Source organism: Streptomyces sp. NPDC051172 (assembly GCF_040682555.1).
Classification (GTDB): Bacteria; Actinomycetota; Actinomycetes; order Streptomycetales; family Streptomycetaceae; genus Streptomyces.
Genome location: NZ_JBFBBE010000080.1, coordinates 24,379 through 42,678 on the forward strand (window position 1 = coordinate 24,379; position 18,300 = coordinate 42,678).

An 18,300-nucleotide genomic window follows, 5' to 3' on the forward strand; every position below is an offset into this window, starting at 1 on the left:
GGCGCAGACCGCGCAGGGAAACGTAAACCGGTATTCGATGGAAAGTTTCTCTATGAGCGGCGGAGAAATTAACATGAAGATGTGTCCGGGGCCACAGGTTCGTCGGTACGAGATGCGAGAATGACGCGACAACACCTGTTCGACGCTGTTCAACCGGCTTTCGCGCCAGGCCCGCGGCGGGCGCGAGCGTTTCGATGATCGGGAAGGCCACCTTGGCGGACAACGCAGCAGACGGACCGGCGGATCGGGAGCACGAGGAGCGTGACACGCCCAAGTCGGTCACGATCGCGTACATCGCCGAGTCGGCGGGGGTGTCGGTGCCGACCGTGTCCAAGGTGCTCAACGGAAAGTCGGGGGTGTCCGCGGACACGCGCGCCCGGGTCGAGGAGCTGATCAACCGCTACGGCTACCGCAAGCCCGCCGGAGCGGGCCGAAGCAACGTCGTCGAGCTCGTCTTCCGCGAGCTCAAGGACATGTGGGCGGTCGAGATCATCCGGGGTGTGGAGCGGGTGGCGCGCCGCCACCGCGTCGGCGTCATGGTCTCCGAGTTCGGCCTGCACGACAGTGCGGCGCCCGCCTGGGACGACACGGTCGCCCGGCGCCCGAACTGCGTGCTGTCGGTGGCGCAGCTCTCCGAGGCCGAACGCGAGCAACTGACGGCGAAGGGCATCCCGTTCGTCGTCTTCGACCCGATCGTGGAGCTGCCGGACGACGTCCCGTACGTGGGCGCCACGAACTGGTCCGGCGGCCGCGCCGCGACCCGCCACCTCGCCGAACTCGGCCACCGGCGCATCGCGATGATCAGCGGCCCCGAGGAGCAGCTGTGCTGCTCCGCCCGACTGGACGGATACCGCTCGGCGATGCAGGCCGCGGGCCTGCCGGTCGATCCGGAGATCGTCGTGCATGCAGGCCTCACCCGCGACGACGGCTACGAGGCGGCGCGCACCCTGCTGGCTCTGCCCGAACGCCCGACGGCGATCTTCGCCGCCAACGACCTCCAGGCGCTCGGTGTCTACCGGGCGGCCCGCGAGGCCGGCCTGCGCATCCCGGACGACCTGAGCGTGGTCGGCTTCGACGACCTCCCGGTGGTGGCCTGGGTGGACCCACCGCTGACCACCGTCCACCAGCCCCTGACCGAGATGGCGGCGGCGGCGACCGAGATGGCGCTCACCCTCGGCCGCGGCGAGCAGGCGCCCCAGGCGGGGCTGGAGATCGCGACGACCCTGACGGTCCGGGGGAGCACCGCTCCGTTGAAGTAAGACCGCCCGAGGGTTTCGAAACTTTCGTATCTCCGCCACGACACTTGCCATGTGCGTCCAGCTCATGGACCGTGGTGCGCGTCTCCCGTCCACCCGCCCGCTCGTCATCCGCTGGAGGGCACTTGCGCAGGCTGGTTCAAAGACACCGCACCCGCCTGATCGGGTTCGCCGCAGCCGTCTCGCTGGCCGCGGCCGGATCCGTCACCGCCGCCACCCCGCGGGCGGAGGCCGCTGCCGCCGCGGTCACCGCCACCGTGTCGGTGGACGCAGGGCGCACCCTGGCGAGCATCCCGGCCACCGGTGTCGGCATGAACGTCGCCGTCTACGACGGCAACATGAACCACCCGTCGGTTCCCGGTCTGCTCAAGGACGCCGGCGTCGGCATGGTCCGCTATCCGGGCGGCAGTTACGCCGACGGATACCACTGGCAGACGCACACCGTCGAGGGCGGATACGTCGCCCCCAACACCGACTTCGACACCTTCATGAGCATGGTGCGCGCCGCCGGAGCACAGCCGATCATCACTGCCGACTACGGCTCGGGCACACCCGAGGAGGCAGCCGGTTGGGTGCGGTACGCCAACGTGACCAAGGGCTACGGGGTGCAGTACTGGGAGATCGGCAACGAGGTCTTCGGCAACGGCCTCTACGGCGCCACCTGGGAGACCGACCACCACGCCGGCAAGACCGCCACGACGTATGCGAACAACCTCGTGCAGTACGCCACCGCGATGAAGGCCGTGGACCCGACCATCAAGATCGGCGCCGTGCTGACCACCCCGGGGTCCTGGCCCGACGGCATCACCGGCCCCGGCGACACGATGGACTGGAACCACACGGTCCTCTCGATCGCCGGCCCGAAGATCGACTTCGTGATCGTGCACCACTACCCGATCGGCAGCAGCCAGGCCGACCTGCTGGGCAAACCCCAGGCCGAGATCCCCGGCATGGCAGCCGCCCTCCGGTCACTGATCAACCAGTACGCCGGGAGCAACGCGCACAACGTGGGCATCGCGGTGACCGAGGCCGGCGCCAACGCCTACAAGGACACCTCCCCGAACGGGCTGTTCGCGCCGGACGAGTACCTGACGTGGATGGAGAACGGTGCCTTCACCCTCGACTGGTGGGACCTGCACAACGGCACCGACTGCAGCCATGTGACCACGGTGGAGGGCGCCACCGACTACGACGACGGAGGAATCCTCTCCAGCGGAGCCTCCTGCGAACCGCCGCTGAACACGCCCTTCCCGCCCTACTACGGCGCCCGGATGATCACCAAGCTGGGTGCGCCGGGCGACGGGCTGGTCCGCGCCGCCAGTTCGACGGCGCTGGTGTCTGCGCACGCCGTGCGGCGGGCGAACGGCGACGTGAGCGTCCTGCTCATCAACAAGGACCCCGCGAACGCTGCCACGGTGACCCTGTCCTACAGCGGGTTCACCCCGTCCTCGGCCACCCCGACCGTGTACTCGTACCTGAAGAACGCCACCTCGATCGGCTCCGCCACCACCGGGAGCGCCACCCGCCAGACCGTGCCAGCCTACTCGATCGTGGTCGTACAACTCCACCGCAACGGCTGAGCCGGCGAATGCCGACCCAGTGAACGCAGCCGGTGAACCGCAGCCAGTGAACCAGTGAAAGGACTCGATCAGGGTGTCGAGCAGGCCCGAGACGGGCACCACCACCGTCAACAACCCAGTCATCCCCGGTTTTCACCCCGATCCGAGCATCTGCCGGGTGGGCGAGGACTACTACCTCGCCTGCTCCAGCTTCGAGTACTTCCCCGGCGTACCCCTCTTCCACAGCCGGGACCTGGTGCACTGGACCCAGATAGGCAACGCGCTGGACCGGTCCGCTCAGCTGCGCCTGCCGCCGGACTCGCGCTCCTCGGGCGGGATCTACGCGCCCACCCTGCGTCACCACGACGGCCGCTTCTGGCTGATCGTCACCAACGTGAGCGCCGACGGCAACCTGCTGGTCACGGCCACCGACCCGGCGGGCCCCTGGTCCGACCCGGTCCGGCTGCCCGGGGTGCACGGCATCGACCCGGACCTCGCCTGGGACGAGGACGGCACCTGCTGGTGCACCGTCGCCGGGGTCTCCCAGGTCCGCCTCGACCCGTACACCGGGGAGACCTTCGGGCCCGCGCGCAAACTCTGGTCCGGGATGCCCGGCGCCAAGGCTCCCGAGGCACCGCACCTGTACCGGATCGGCGACTACTGGTACCTGCTCATCGCCGAGGGCGGCACCGAGCGCTGCCACGGCGTCTCGATCGCCCGTGCCCGCACGCCCGAAGGCCCCTTCGAGCCGTGCCCGGACAACCCGATCCTCACCCACCGCGGCACCGACCACCCCATCCAGAACACCGGCCACGCCGACCTGGTCCAGGCACCCGACGGCTCGTGGTGGATGGTGCTCCTCGGAGTACGGCCCGGCGGCGGCACCCCGGGCTGGCACGTGCTCGGCCGCGAGACGTTCCTGGCATCCGTGACCTGGGTGGACGACTGGCCGGTCGTCTGTGAACTCTCCCTCGACGCGCCCGCGCCCCCGTGGCCGCTGCAGCCGGGCCCCGTCACGCCGGTCCGGGACGACTTCGACGTGACCGAACTGGCCCCGCACTGGATCTCGTTGCGCCATCGCCCGACGGAGGACTGCACCACCAAGGAACGGCCCGGTTGGCTGACCCTGCGCGCCCGCGGAGCCTCGCTCGACGACACCGACGTGACGTTCGTCGGCCGGCGGCAGCAGCATCTGTCCTGCCGGGTGCGGACCCTGCTCGACGTCAGGGAGGGGCGCGGCGGCCTGGCCGTACGCCTCGACGAGCAGCACCACTACGACATCGAGGCGGCGTCCGGCGAGGTCCAAGTGCGCGCCCGCATCGGCCCGTTGAGCACGGTCGTGGCGTCCCGGCCGGTGCCGCCGGGGCCCGTGGTCCTCCGTATCGAGGTGGCCGCCGTCGAGACGGTGAACGACGCGCGCACCGGCCCCGACGCCGTCTTGATCGGCATCGAGGAGCCGGACGGCACCTTCGCCGAACTCGCCTCACTCGACGGCAAGTACCTGTCCACGGAGGTCGCCGGCGGCTTCACCGGCCGAGTCTTCGGAATGTTCGCCTCAACCGGTTCCGTCCACTTCGACTGGTTCGACTACGAGCCGCTCGATCGCTGAAGGCGGGCCCTGCCCGGCCTGGGGGAGGGGCCGGCCGGGGCGCGGACCACCGATTCGGCAGGACCACACCGGCCGCGTCCATGCCCGGCACGTAGGGCGGCTCGGCGTCGGACACGAATGCGAATCCACGGCGGAGGCTTTCAACCCTGGGCGTGCGCAATCGGGGGATGGATCCTTTCCCCTGCCCTGAGGGGTCAAAAAAAAGCAAAGGCAAGGAGAGAACCCTCCTTGCCACTCTCAACTTATAGCGCGCTGGGGGGCTTGCCGCAAGGCCCCGGTCGCGGTGCAGAATCGTCGGCCGGTGCCACAACCTGCGGAAACGGGGAGCAATCAGTGACCGAGCGGTACGTGCTGGACCTCCAAGACGTCGACGAGACGCGGGTCGCGGTCGTCGGCGGCAAGGGCGCACACTTGGGCGGGCTGTCGCGGATCGAAGGCGTTCGCGTACCGGCTGGGTTCTGTGTGACGACCCACGCCTTCCGCCGGATCACGGCGGAGGCACCGTCGATCGACGACCGGCTCGCTGAACTGTCTCGCATCAACCCTGACGACCGCGAGGCGATCCGCACGCTCAGCACGCAGATCCGCCGGACCATCGAGGAGATTGCCGTCCCGGCCGATCTCGCGGCGGCGATCACCCGTGCGCTCGGCCGGCTCGGCGAGCAGGCCGCCTACGCCGTCCGGTCCAGCGCGACGGCGGAGGATCTGCCGACGGCCTCGTTCGCCGGCCAGCAGGACACCTACCTCAACGTGGTGGGGCCGGCGGCGGTTCTGCAGCACGTCAGCCGGTGCTGGGCCTCGCTGTTCACCGAGCGGGCCGTGACCTACCGTCAGCGCAACGGCATCGACCACCGCACGGTCCTCATGGCCGTGGTGGTGCAACGGATGGTCTTCCCGGACGCGGCCGGCATCCTCTTCACGGCCGACCCGGTCACGGGCAACCGGAAGGTCGCCACCGTGGACGCCGGCTTCGGCCTCGGCGAGGCCCTGGTCTCCGGCCTGGTGAACCCGGACGTCTACAAGGTGCGAGACGGCGAAGTCTTCGCCAGGACGATCGCCGCAAAACAGCGTGCCGTTCAGGCCCTGCCGGCCGGCGGAACGCAGGAAGTGGCGATCGACTCGCAGCGGCAGGAGCAGCCGGCGCTGACGGATGCGCAGGTCGGGCAACTGGTGCGGCTCGGACGGCGGATCGAGGCGCACTTCGGCCGCCCGCAGGACATCGAATGGTGCCTGGTCGACGAAGGTTTCCAGATCGTTCAGAGCCGGCCGATCACCACGCTGTTCCCCGTCCCCGAGCGGGACGACGAGGAGAATCACGTCTATCTCTCCGTCGGCCATCAGCAGATGATGACCGACCCCATGAAACCTCTGGGCATCTCCGTGTGGCAGCTGACGGCCATGGCACCGATGCTGGAGGCCGGCGGGAGGCTGTTCGTCGACGCCACCCGCCGCCTGGCCTCGCCCGCGAGCCGCGCGGCCCTTCTGGAGCTTGTCGGCAGAGGCGATCCGCTGATCAGGGACGCCCTGGAAACCGTTCTGGAGCGCGGCGATTTCATCCCGTCGCTCCCGGATGCGGGTCCCGTCGGGCCGCCGACCGGCGGCGCGTCCGTCCCGACCGAGGCCGATCCGGCCATCGTCGGCGAACTGATCGAGCGCAGCCGGGCGTCCATCGCCGCATTGGAGCGCGACATCCGTACCAGGACCGGACCGGCGCTCTTCGACTTCCTGCTGGAGGCCTTCGAGGAGCACAAGCGGGTCCTCAGTGATCCGCTGAACATGCAGGCGATCATGGCGGGGATGGAGGCCACGTGGTGGCTCAACGACAAGCTGGAGGAATGGCTGGGCGAGAAGAACGCAGCCGACACGCTCACGCTGTCCGCCCCCGACAACGTCACCTCGGAGATGGGACTGGCGCTGCTGGATGTCGCCGACGTGATCCGCCCGCATCCGGAGGTGGTGGCGTTCCTGCAGGGCGTCGTGGACGACGGCTTCCTGGACGAACTGGGGAAGCTCGCGGACGGGGCCGAGGCGCGCGACGCCATCGAGGCCTACCTCGACCGGTACGGCATGCGCTGCGTCGGCGAGATCGACATCACGAGGCCGCGTTGGCGCGAGCGCCCCAGCACGCTGGTGCCCGTGATCCTCGACAACGTCAGGAACTTCGAACCGGGCGCCGCCGAGCGACGCTTCGAGCAGGGACGGCAGAAGGCGCAGCGGAAGGAACAGGAGGTGCTGTCACGCCTGCGGGCCCTGCCCGCCGGGGACCGGAAGGCCGACGAGACCAAGCGGATGATCGACCAGGTCCGAGCCTTCATCGGGTACCGGGAGTACCCGAAGTACGGCATCATCAGCCGCTACTTCGTCTACAAGCAGGCCCTGCTGGCGGAGGCCGACCGGCTGGTGCAGGCAGGAGTGCTCCCTGAGCAGGAGGACATCTTCTACCTCACGTTCCAGGAACTCCACGACGTCGTGCGTTCGCACCGGGCGGATGGCCGGCTCATCCAGCAGCGCAAGGACGCGTTCCGGTCCTACCAGGCGCTCACACCGCCCCGGGTGCTCACCTCGGACGGTGAGGCCGTCAACGGGGCGTACCGGCGCGACGACGTGCCGGCCGGCGCCCTGATCGGACTGCCGGTGTCCGCCGGGACCGTCGAGGGAAGAGCCCGCGTCATCCTGGACATGGCGCAGGCCGAACTCGAAGCGGGCGACATCCTGGTCACGCCCTTCACGGACCCCAGCTGGTCACCGCTGTTCGTCGGAATCGCGGGCCTGGTGACGGAGGTGGGCGGCCTGATGACCCATGGCGCAGTGATCGCCCGTGAGTACGGCTTGCCGGCCGTGGTCGGTGTGGAGCAGGCCACCCGGCTGATCCGGGACGGGCAGCGGATCCGCGTGCACGGAACCGACGGGTACATCGAGATCCTGCCTTGACGGTCTCTCAGCCGGTGTGAAGGATCCGGAAGCGATCGGGCTGCCCAGGATCCCGGTGGCGGCGGGCATCCCCGTCGTGGTGGCCAACTCGCGCGGCCCGGAGAGCCTCGGTGGCCTCGTCGCCGAGCTGGGTCCGCTCGCCACCGCCGGTACGGTCGAGCAGGCGGCCGAGGCCGGTGACTTCGTCCTGCTCGCCGTGCCGCTGACCGCGCACACCGTCGTCCCCGCGGCATTGCTGCGGGGACGGACCGTGCTGGACACCAGCAACTACTACCCGTTCCGCGACGACCGGATCGCCGAGCTCGACGACGAGAAGCTGACCACCGGTGAGCTGGTTCAGCGGCACTTCGCAGGGGCTGGGCTGGTCAAGGTGTTCAACAACATCCTGGCCCACCACATCCCCCAGCTGGCCCGCCCGTCCGGCGCCGTGGACCGCACCGCCCTTCCCGTCGCCAGTGACGACACCGACGCCAAGACCCGCGCGGCGGCCCTCGTCGAGCGGCTCGGCTTCGACACCGTCGACGCCGGCCCGTTGGCGGAGAGCTGGCGTTTCGAGCCGAGGCCGCCGCCTACACCCGGCTCTACGTCGCCGACCCGGCCGTACCCGACGAGCGTCTGCTCGACACACCGGGCGCGCCGGTGCCGGCCGCCGTGCTGCGGTCCGCCCTCGACGGTGCCGAGCGGGTGCGGGTGGTCGAACGCACCTTCTGAGAGCACATCCGCAATCCGAGTACAGGGCCTGCCGAGGCACTTCGGCAGGCCCTGCCGCGTCAGCGCCACGGGTCAGGGGCCATCTCTTCACTTGCACCGCAGAAACCGATCGGTGTGCAGTTCATGACCGGCGACAAAGGGAAGACGGTCTGAGCGTGCCGGCGCTGGTCCGGCGCTGATGGGACGGAGAGCGAGGACCACGGCGGCGCTACCCTGCCGTGTCATGCAGCAGACGCGCCTCGACACTGCTCGGATCAGGGCCGCCCGCCGGATGATCGACCCCGTTTTTCTCGACACCCCGCTCTACCGCTGCGAGGCGCTGGAGCCCGGCCTCGGCTGCACGGTGAGCATCAAACTCGAAACGGCGAACCCGGTCCGCAGCTTCAAGGCCCGCGGCACCGAGGTGGTCGCGAGCCTGCTCGCCGGCAAGGACTCGCGCGCCGTGGTGTGCGCCAGCGCGGGCAACCTCGGCCAGGCCCTCGCCTGGTCCGGTCGTGGCCGCGGGCTCGACGTCACCGTCGTGGCCTCCCGTTTCGCGACCGCGGCCAAGCTCGATCGCATCCGCGCCCTGGGCGCCACGCTGGAACTGGTGAACGGCGACCACGAGTTGGCCCGCGAGCGGGCGGCGGCCATCGCACGCCACGAGGGCATCCGGCTGCTCGAGGACAGCCTGGATCTCGAGACCTGCGAGGGCGCGGCGACCATCGGCCTGGAACTGGTGGAGGCGATGCCGTCGTTCGACGCCGTCCTGATCGCTCTCGGCGGCGGGGCACTGGCCACCGGTGTGGGGCATGTGGTGAAGACCCTGGCGCCCGCAGCCGAGGTGATCTGCGTCCAGCCGCTGGGCGCACCGGCGATGACACGTTCGTGGCGCAGTCGGCGGGTCGTCACCACCGACTCCACCGGCACCATCGCCGACGGCGTCGCCGGCCGGTATCCCGTCCCGGCCGTCCTGGACGACCTCCTGCTGGTCGCCGACGACGCCGTCCTGGTGCAGGAGGCGTCGATCATCGCCGGAATGCGGATGCTTTTCGACCACGCCGGTCTCGTCGTCGAGCCGTCGGCCGCGCTCGGCATCGCGGCCGTCCTCGAGGACCGTGACCGCTTCGCCGGCCGCCACGTGGTCACCATCGTGTGCGGCAGCAACGTCGACGTGGACGCCTATCACCGCTGGATCCGTACGGTGCCCGGCTGCGGGAGCTGATGCGGCGTCTGCCGGGCCGTACAGCCCGGCAGACTTGCCCTGTCACACCTTTGCGGCGTTAACTGCGCCGGCCCGCAGGATCATGTGCGACCGCGTTCCGGCCCTGTCCTGCGGCCGGGCCGGAACCCTTGGACCGGGTGTCCGTGTCCGCAGCCTCCGCCCGGTCTCCGTGGCCCGGCCACCACGCCGCGTGACCGATGAGCGCGGTGAGGCTCGGGGTGAAGAACATGGCCATCACGAAGGCCGCGACCGCGATGCCGAAGGAGACCGCGAAACCCATCTCCGTGAGCAGCGCGTTGCCCGCCAGCATCATCGTGGCGAAGGTCGCCGCCAGGATGAAGCCCGCGGCGGCCACCGTCGGCCCGGCGTGCCGGAGCGCCATACCGGCCGCCGCACGCGGGTCGCGGCCCTCGCGGGCCTCCTCGCGCAGTCGGGCGATCATGAGGATGTTGTAGTCGGTGCCGATGGCGACCACGAAGAGATACATGATCACCGGGAGCATGAACATCAGACCGGAGTGCCCCTGCCCCTCCTGGAAGATCCACACCGTGGCGCCGAGGGTCGCGCCGAAACCCAGCCCCACGGAGGCGATCAGATACCAGGGGGCGACCACGCTGCGCAGCAGCAGCCCCAGGATGACCATGATCAGGGCGGCGGCGACGGGGAACACCGTCCGGTAGTCGTGGTTGACCGCGGTGTTGATGTCCTTGTAGATCGAGGACATGCCGCCGACGAGGGCTTCGGCGCCGTCGGGAGCGTCGGCATGTGCGACCTCGCGCACCCTGCCCACCGCGTTGATCGCCTTGTCCGTCGAGGCCTCGTACTTGAGCGTGACGGTGAAGTCGGCGGTCGTGCCGTCCTTGCTCACCTGGGACAACCGGGCGCTCGCCACGCCGTCCACGGCCCCGAGCTTCGACGCGTACGCGGTGAAGCCGGTCCTGTCGAGCGGCTTGCCGTCGGTGCTGGACAGATAGACGTCGGTGGGGGCGGCGGCGCCCGCCGAGTACGCCTTCTGCATCTCGTCCTGGACGACCATGGACTCCTTGGTCTTGGGCATCGAGCCCGACGCCAGGTCGAACGTGGCCTTGTAGCCGAAGGTCCCGAGCGTGAGCGCGATCAGGACCAGGCCGGATGCCACCGCGGTGAGCGCCGGGCGGCGCTGCACACCCCGGCCGAGGGCGGCGAACCGGGCGTTGTCCGGCTCACGCTGCCATGACTTCGAGGGCCAGAAGACCTTCGGCCCGATGAGCGACACCACGGCCGGGATCAGCGTCAGCCCCGCGACCAGGGTGGCGGCGACCGCGATGGCGAGTGCCGGACCCATTTGCTTGAGGAAGCCCAGCGTCGACAGCGCCAGCGCGAGGAAGGCGATGACGACCGCCCCGGCGGCCGAGGCGATGGCCTCGCCGACCCGGGCGACCGCATTGACCATGGCCTGCTTGGGTTCGTCGCCGGCGCGCAGGCGTTCCCGGTAGCGGAACATCAGGAACAGGAAGTAGTCCGTGCCCACGCCGAACAGGACGACGATCAGGATCGACGAGATCGAGCTGTTGGCCTGCAGGTCGAACAGCTTGGTGGCGTACGCGATCAGCCCGTTGGCGATCGCCGACACCAGGCCGATCAGGACCAGGGGGAGCACGGCCAGGATGGGCGCCCGGAAGATGATCAGCAGGGTGACCAGGATGATCACGAAGGTGCCGATGCCGATCAGAGCCTGACCGCGCTTGGACGAATCCTGCTGGTCGAGGGCCTGCGCGGCGGAGCCGCCGAGCTTGACGTCAAGGTGCGTGCCCTTGGCCAGCGCCTTGACGTCGTCGCGTAACACCTTGGCCGCATCGGCCTGCTTGGGCTGGCCGGCGTTCTTGCTGTCCATCTGCACCAGGGTCAGGTCATACCTGCCGTCCTTGGACGGCTGGCCGGGGACGACCTTCTGCACCTGGTCGATGTGCTTCCTGCCCAGTTCGGTGGTGATCCGGGCGACATCCTGCTTGTCCTGGGCGGTCAGTTCGCCGCCGTCGGTGCGCTGGTACAGCGCGATCGCGGACGGGGTGAAGGCGCTGGGGAACGCCCTCTCCTGGAGATCCGCCGCTTTGATCGACTCGTAACTCTTCGGCAGAAAGCTGCTCTCGTCACTGTTCGAGGGCAGGCTCGGTGCGGTGGCGACGATCGCCACCGCCGCGATCAGCCATGCCACGATCGTCCAGACGGGATGTCGGACGACCGTGGTGCCAATACGTCGGAACATGCGGAAGGTCCTCCTGGATAGGAAGATCACCGCAGCCCGGGGAGCGGTCCCTGGCATCGGCGACCCCGACCGGCCCGCATCCAACGAGCCGGTCGAATGGTTGTCTTGGTCTCTTATGGTAGTGATCGGACCGCATCGGCCCCTCAGGGGCCGGCGGTCGCGGGTCGGCCAATTCCCCATGCTTTTCGGCCCCGTTGCCTGCGCGCCCGCTCAACGCCCCGGCCAGACCCAGGAGATGGGGTCGTCACGCCGGTGTACGGGCGGCCGCCAGGCAGGCGGTCAGGTCGGCCTCGCGGCCTCGCGGCCTCGCTGCCTCGGACCTCGGGGACGCCCTTGGACGGTCAGCACCTCCGCCCGCCAGCCGGGCTGGACCAGGAAGGGCGTTGACCTGCTCCTCGGAACAGGCCGGTACGAGCACCGCCCGGCTCCGCCAGGAGAAGCCCTCACGACGCTCCGCGCCGGCTCCGCCAGACCTGAGGCTGCGAGGCTCCGCGTCGCCACCGTCAGATTCGCCGGCCTGAAGGCCGCCCCCACTGCGAACGATTCCGGTAGCACTCGCCTTCCTCGGGACGGGATCGCTTCCGCCCCGGCGGCGACCGCCTTCACCTCACGGCCGCACCGAACCACTTCGGCAGCCGTCCGAGCAGATCCCGCTGGTCCTCACCGACCCACGCCACATGGCCGTCCGGCCGCAGCAGGACCGCGGGGACCTCCAGCTCCTCGCTGACGTCGACGACGTGGTCGACCCGGTCCGCCCACCCCGCCACCGACAGCCGGCCGGTCCGGTCGAGCAGCAGCCCGCGGCCGCCGTGCATCAGCTCGTAGAGGCGCCCCCGCTTCAGCTGTACGTCCCGTATGCGCCGGCCGAGCAGTTCGTGGCCCTCGCCGAAGTCGTAGCGGATTCCGATCGCAGTGATCTTCTCGATCAGGTACCGGTTCACCTCCTCGAAGTCCAGCAGCTGCGACAGCAGCCGGCGCACCGCCTGCGGACCGGGCTCGGTGGACATCAGCTCCATCTGCGCGCGGGTGTTGTCCAGTACGTCGGCGGCCACCGGGTGGCGTTCGGCGTGGTAGCTGTCGAGCAGCCCCTCCGGTGCCCAGCCGGCCACCTCGGCGGCCAGCTTCCAGCCGAGGTTGAACGCGTCCTGGATGCCGAGGTTGAGCCCCTGGCCGCCGGTCGGCGGATGGATGTGCGCCGCGTCGCCCGCCAGCAGCACCCGGCCCACCCGGTAACGCTCGGCCTGCCGGGTGGCGTCGCCGAACCGGGACAGCCGGCGCGGGGAGTGCACCCCGAAGTCCGTGCCGGCGACCGCCCGCAGCCGCTGCTTGAACTCCTCGAAGGTCGGCGCGACCGTGCGGTCCGCGGACACCCCCTCGGCGGGCACGACGACGCGGAACACCCCGTCCCCGAAGGGTCCGACACCGAACCGCTTCTGCGTCTTGCGGACCTCGGCCACCACAGCGGCCACCTCCTCCGCCGGCGCGGCCACCTCCATCTCACCCAGCAGCGTCTCGACCCTGCTGGGCTCGCCGGGGAAGCCGACACCGAGCAGCTTCCGCACCGTGCTGCGGCCCCCGTCGCAGCCGACGAGGTACCGCGAACGCAACCACGCGCCGTCGCCCAGCTCGGCGGTCACCCCGCCCTCGTCCTGGCTCAGCCCGACCAGCTGCCGGCCACGCCGGATCTCGGCGCCCAGCTCGACCGCACGCTCAGCCAGCAGACGCTCGGTGGTGGGCTGCGGGATGCCGAGGACGTAGGCATGCGCGGAGTCCAGCCGCCCGGGCCAGGGCTTGTCGATGGCGGCGAAGAAGCCGCCGACCTTGTCGTGACGCCGACCGTGCGCGAGGAACCGTTCCAGCAGCCCGCGCTGGTCCATCACCTCGATACTGCGCACATGCAGACCGAGCGCCCGCACATACGAGGTCGGCTCCGCCTCCTTCTCCAGCACGACCACGTCCACGCCGTGCAGACGCAACTCGGCCGCCAGCATCAAGCCGGTCGGCCCGGCCCCGGCGATGATCACGTCGATCATGAACCCTCCCAGCCTTAGCCATGTGTTCCTGAGGTACAACGGCAGGCACGTACTCATGCATGACAGAAGGGCACGAGCCCATGACAGCAACACGCCCCGCCCGCTGGGGTGTCCTCGCCACCGGTGGCATCGCCCACGCCTTCGCCGAGGATCTGCGCCTGATCCCCGATGATGCCGAACTGGTCGCCGTGGGCTCCCGCAGCACCGACGCCGCCCACGGGTTCGCCGACCGGCACGGCATAGCCCGTGCCCACGGCAGCTGGCAGGACCTGGCCGCGGACCCCGAGGTGGACGTCGTGTACGTCGCCACCCCGCACTCGGCCCACCGTGCGGCGGCGGGGCTCTGCCTGGAGGCCGGGAAGGCGGTGCTGTGCGAGAAGCCGCTCACCCTCAACCTGGCCCAGGCGCAGGACCTGGTGACGATCGCCCGCAAGCGGAACGTCTTCCTGATGGAGGCGATGTGGACCTATGTCAACCCCGCCGTGCTGCGGATGCGGGAGCTGATCGCCGACGGTGCGATCGGTGAAGTCCGCTCCGTCCACGCCGACTTCAGCATCGCCGTGCCCTACGACGCCACCCACCGCCTGCACGACCCGGCCCAGGGCGGCGGCGCCGTGCTCGACCTCGGCGTCTACCCCGTCTCCTTCGCGCACCTGCTGCTGGGCGCCCCCGACGCCGTCTCGGCCTGGGCGCACCTGAACCAGGCGGGAGTCGACGACAACACCGGCATCCTGCTCGGCTACGACAGCGGAGCCGTCGCGGTGCTCTCCTGCTCCCTGGGCACCGAGACGGCACAGCACGCCTCGGTCAACGGCAGCCTGGGCCGCATCGAGTTCGCCCGCGACTTCTTCCACGCAGGCGGCTTCGTCCTGCACCGCACGGGCCACGAGCCCGAGGAGATCCGACTGCCGGACTCCCCGGGCAACGGCTACACCCACGAGGCACGGGAGGTCGCCCGCTGCCTGCGCGCCGGCCTCACCGAGTCGCCGTACGTCCCGCTGGACGGCACGCTCGCGGTCATGGCGACCCTGGACGCCGTACGCACGAGCATCGGAGTCCGCTACCCGGGCGAGTAGTCACCTCACCAGGCGGCGCCCGACCCGGCGAAGAGCCGCAGACCGTCTCCGAGGAGGGCGGGCACGACGTGCAGCTGCGGTTCCTCGATGAGTCCCGCTCCCAGGTACTGCTGCACTGTGCTCGCCCCGCCCGCGATGTCGACGTTCCTGTCGCAGGCGGCGGCCTGAGGTGAAGGTGGTGCCGCCCTCCTCATTCGACAGTGCTTTCGAGTGGGTCGGGACCTGCAGTCGGCGGCAGGAAAATGCGTTGAGCGGGGTGATCTTCGGCGGGTAGTGTCCGGGACACCGTGACGCCGTGCGAGAAGTCGAGGAGGTGAGACCCGTGAACGTTGCAGCTGTGTGGGTGCTCTCCCTCCTCGTCACGGGCGGGCGATCGATGTAGGTGTCGCCGGGAGCGCCTGACAACGAGGCACTCCCGAAAGGCAACACTATGCACTCTTTGCAGTTCACCGCCGAGTCGTCTTCGAACGGCATGGTCGAGCGCGACTTCACCTTGGGCGAGGTCCCCGGCGTCCTCTGGTCGCCGGCCTCCGGCGCCGAGCGCGCGCCCTTGGTCCTGATGGGGCACGGCGGCGGCAATCACAAGAAGCACCAGGCGATGGCGGGCCGCGCGCAGCTCCTGGTGACTGGCTGCGGCTTCCATGTCGCGGTCATCGACGCGCCCGGTCACGGCGACCGGCCGCGCACGGCGCACGACGAGCAGGAGATCGCCGTCATGCAGCGGGCGATGGCGGCGGGCGAGCCTGTCGGCCCGGTCGTCGTCCGCTACAACGCCCACCTGGCCGAGCGGGCCGTACCGGAGTGGCAGGCCACCCTGGACGCCCTCCAGGAACTGCCGGAGATCGGCACCGACGGGCCGGTCGGCTACTGGGGCCTGAACATGGGCACCGCGATCGGCGTGCCGCTGACGGCGGCCGAACCCAGGATCACCGCCGCGGTCTTCGGCCTCCACTGGCCCGACGTCCTGGCCGAGAAGGCGAAGCAGATCACCATCCCGATCGAGTTCGACATGCAGTGGGACGACGAGCACATCCCGCGCGAGGCCGGTCTGGCGCTGTTCGACGCCTTCGCCTCGGCGGAGAAGACCTTGCACGTCAACGCGGGCAGGCACAAGCAACTGCCCCGGTTCGAGGCCGAAAGCGGGGTCCGCTTCTTCGCCCGCCATCTGCGCCGGGTGGTCACGTCACCGGCCTGACGTGACCTGACGGAAAGGGTAACGGCGTCCGGCCATGCGCCGGGCGCCGATGGCGGCACACCCCTCGTACCCTGATCCCGTGCCCACCCCCCGCCTCCACCGCGTCGCCGTCCTGGTCCTCGAAGGCGCGAAGCCCCTCGATGTCGGCATTCCCGCGCAGGTGTTCACGACCCGCGCGAGCATGCCGTACGAGGTGCGGGTGTGCGGGGCGGCACCCGGGCTGGTGACCGGCGGCGACGGGCTGGCGTACCACGTCGCGGACGGGCTCGACGCGCTCGCGTGGGCCGACATCGTGTTCGTGCCGGGCTACCGGTTCCCGGACCGCGAGGACCCGCCGACGGCCGTCGTCGACGCGCTGATCGCCGCCCACGAGCGGGGCTCGCGGCTCGCCGCCATCTCCACGGGCGCCTTCGCGCTCGCCGCCACGGGCCTGCTCGACGGGAAACGCGCCACCACGCACTGGCACTACACGCGGGCCCTCGCGGAGAAGCACCCGTTGGTCCTGGTCGACGAGAACGTCCTGTTCGTCGACGAGGGCAGCGTCCTCACCTCGGCCGGCGCCGCCTCCGGCATCGACCTGTGCCTGCACATCCTGCGCGGCGACCTCGGCGTGGCCGCCTCCAACCACGCCGCCCGGCGCCTGGTCGCTGCCCCCTACCGCAGCGGCGGCCAGGCGCAGTACGTGCCGCGCAGCGTGCCCGAACCGCTCGGCGAGCGCTTCGCCGCCACCCGCGAATGGGCCCTGCACCGGCTCGACGCGCCCCTCAGCCTCGACACCCTGGCCCAGCACGCCGCGGTCTCACCGCGCACCTTCTCGCGGCGCTTCGCCGAGGACACCGGATACACGCCGATGCAGTGGGTCATGCGCGCCCGCATCGACCTGGCCGAGTGGGGCTTCTCCAACCGGGTGATCGACACGCTGGAGCTCCTCGCGGCCGGCTGACCGGCGCCCGCCGCCCTCACCTCGGCCGTGGTGAGGGCGGCAAGCCGCGTCCGGGGCCGTATGCGTGATGCGGCTGTGACCCGGAACTATGGCCTCCACCACGGTCTGCCGTCCTCGGCCCCTGATGAGCCGGCCCCGTGCGTGCAGCCATCCCCCTCTTACTGATCCTGGCCTCGGCCCTCGCCCTCGCAGGGCGCGGCCCGCCGACGCCCGAGGCCCGCCCCACCTCGTCGAACGACCCGCGATTCCTGCCGTCGGCTGCGTACGACCTGTTCGACGCCGGACACACCGTAGGCAAGGACCGCTGGACGCTCGCCAAGCAGTGCCGATCGGCCCCAACGCCCGGCGGGCACGGGCGTGTTCACGACCGTCGCCTACGTCGACGACGACTTCCGCTACGGAATCCAGGACTTCCTGCAGGCCGCGCGCTACGGCTACAAGGCGGCGCGGACCGAGTACCAGCGCGGGCCGCCTGCATGCGCAAAGCGGGCCACCACTACGCCACGCCCATGGACGCCCAGATCGGCGAGGACCGGCAGCGCGAGGAACTGGCGGCACGGCTTTCCGCGCGGCCCGAAGACCCCGACGCACCCTGGGCCCTGGAGAAGCAGACGGCAACCGCCGACGCCCGCTGCAAGCAGCAGACCGGATACGTCCACACCGTGCACGTCGTCGACGTACGCATCCAGAACCACCTCATCGCCAAGAACGCTTCCTCCGAGTTTTCGCGCCACCCCGCAGAACTGCGTCACGTCGACGATCTCGCCGACCTCGGGCTGCTGCTCGCGCCGGCGCGAGCACGAGACCACGCCCGGCTCCAGCAGTTCCAGACCGTCGAAGAAGCGCAGCAGCTGTTCGCGGCTGCGGAGATGCCCAGCAGCATGGGCGCGACCGGCTGCTTGGAGTCCAGCGACCGGGCGGCGCCTTCGAGGATCGGGCCGGGTTCGTGGAGGGCCTGGGCATGCACCAGGACCAACGGGTCGTTGTCGACGTAGACGATCCGTGTCTCGGGGCACAGATGCTGGGCGACCTCGTGCGTGTTGTCCGCGGTGGGCAGGCCGGTGCCCAGGTCGAGGAACTGGCGGATGCCCGCCTCACCGACCAGATGGCGCATCGCACGGCCCAGGAAAGACCGGTCGTCCCGCGCGGAGTCGACGACGATTCCCCGATCCTGACAGCTGCCGCTCAGCTCTCAGAAGTACCGTGCTTCCGGATGGCAGCCGGACGCGCCGTCCAACATGCCGCCGTCGTCCTGCCCACGCAGCCAGCGATCGAAGAAGGCGGCGACGTAGGCCCGTTGGGCGGTGATCGCGTGCCGCGGGGCGATGGTGCCGATGTTCTCGACTACGGTCTTGCGGGGCAGACCGAGCCGCCGGGCGATCTGCGGGATCATCGCTTCGGCGTCGGTGTACGTGGCGTGTTGCGCGCCCCGCAGGCTCAAACCCCAAGGCCGGGAAGTTAAGGCTGGCTGGGGCGCTGTCCAGGCGCGGGTGGGCGTGCTGGCCCTGCGGTGAATGACGAACGGGACCGCTGGTAGA

At 70.3% G+C, this 18,300-nt stretch carries 11 protein-coding genes and 3 pseudogenes; 9 read left to right on the forward strand and 5 right to left on the reverse strand.

Translation table 11 applies throughout. The features are described from left to right. Window positions 1-194: 194 nt before the first annotated feature. From AB0N07_RS35165 to AB0N07_RS35190, 6 genes are all read left to right on the forward strand, one after another. On the forward strand, window positions 195-1,259 hold the full coding sequence (locus tag AB0N07_RS35165; protein WP_365842180.1) for a LacI family DNA-binding transcriptional regulator: 1,065 nt from the start codon (window positions 195-197) through the stop codon (window positions 1,257-1,259). Window positions 1,260-1,381: 122 nt separating this feature from the next. After that, window positions 1,382-2,836: a cellulose-binding protein gene (locus AB0N07_RS35170; protein ID WP_365842181.1), complete on the forward strand. Its 1,455-nt coding sequence runs from the start codon at window positions 1,382-1,384 to the stop codon at window positions 2,834-2,836. 73 nt (window positions 2,837-2,909) lie between these two features. Further along, the gene (locus AB0N07_RS35175) at window positions 2,910-4,424 is read left to right on the forward strand and encodes a glycoside hydrolase family 43 protein (RefSeq protein ID WP_365842183.1); all 1,515 of its coding nucleotides are present in this window, start codon (window positions 2,910-2,912) and stop codon (window positions 4,422-4,424) included. Window positions 4,425-4,757: 333 nt separating this feature from the next. Next, entirely contained in the window at window positions 4,758-7,355 is a 2,598-nt protein-coding gene (gene rph, locus AB0N07_RS35180; RefSeq protein WP_365842185.1) for a rifamycin-inactivating phosphotransferase, read from the forward strand. A gap of 16 nt (window positions 7,356-7,371) precedes the next feature. Next, window positions 7,372-8,193, forward strand: coding sequence for an NADPH-dependent F420 reductase (locus tag AB0N07_RS35185; RefSeq protein WP_365842187.1), 822 nt, complete (start codon window positions 7,372-7,374; stop codon window positions 8,191-8,193). A gap of 96 nt (window positions 8,194-8,289) precedes the next feature. Further along, window positions 8,290-9,270 (forward strand): pyridoxal-phosphate dependent enzyme, encoded by a 981-nt coding sequence (locus AB0N07_RS35190; protein ID WP_365842189.1) that lies wholly within the window; start codon window positions 8,290-8,292, stop codon window positions 9,268-9,270. A gap of 58 nt (window positions 9,271-9,328) precedes the next feature. Here the strand turns inward: AB0N07_RS35190 and AB0N07_RS35195 are convergent, their stop codons facing one another. Continuing rightward, on the reverse strand, window positions 9,329-11,515 hold the full coding sequence (locus AB0N07_RS35195) for an MMPL family transporter (RefSeq protein ID WP_365842191.1): 2,187 nt from the start codon (window positions 11,513-11,515) through the stop codon (window positions 9,329-9,331). A 602-nt stretch (window positions 11,516-12,117) separates the two neighbouring features. After that, on the reverse strand, window positions 12,118-13,548 hold the full coding sequence (gene rox, locus AB0N07_RS35200) for a rifampin monooxygenase (RefSeq protein WP_365842193.1): 1,431 nt from the start codon (window positions 13,546-13,548) through the stop codon (window positions 12,118-12,120). Window positions 13,549-13,628: 80 nt separating this feature from the next. Between rox and AB0N07_RS35205 the strand changes: the two genes are divergently transcribed. Then, a complete protein-coding gene (locus AB0N07_RS35205) occupies window positions 13,629-14,624 on the forward strand; it encodes a Gfo/Idh/MocA family oxidoreductase (protein ID WP_365842195.1) in 996 nt (331 codons plus the stop codon). A gap of 17 nt (window positions 14,625-14,641) precedes the next feature. Here the strand turns inward: AB0N07_RS35205 and AB0N07_RS35210 are convergent. After that, window positions 14,642-14,791, reverse strand: a pseudogene (locus tag AB0N07_RS35210) (dihydrofolate reductase family protein); the annotation flags it as partial. Window positions 14,792-15,054: 263 nt separating this feature from the next. Between AB0N07_RS35210 and AB0N07_RS35215 the strand changes: the two are divergent. Beyond that, complete coding sequence (locus AB0N07_RS35215) at window positions 15,055-15,819, forward strand: alpha/beta hydrolase (protein WP_365842197.1); 765 nt, start codon at window positions 15,055-15,057, stop codon at window positions 15,817-15,819. Between the two features lie 79 nt (window positions 15,820-15,898). Continuing rightward, window positions 15,899-16,762, forward strand: a complete 864-nt coding sequence (locus AB0N07_RS35220) for a DJ-1/PfpI family protein (protein ID WP_365842199.1) — start codon at window positions 15,899-15,901, stop codon at window positions 16,760-16,762. A 731-nt stretch (window positions 16,763-17,493) separates the two neighbouring features. Here AB0N07_RS35220 and AB0N07_RS35225 read toward each other — a convergent pair. Then, window positions 17,494-17,921: pseudogene (locus AB0N07_RS35225) on the reverse strand (SAM-dependent methyltransferase); the annotation flags it as partial. A gap of 33 nt (window positions 17,922-17,954) precedes the next feature. After that, window positions 17,955-18,300 (reverse strand): annotated as a pseudogene (locus tag AB0N07_RS35230) (hypothetical protein); the annotation flags it as partial.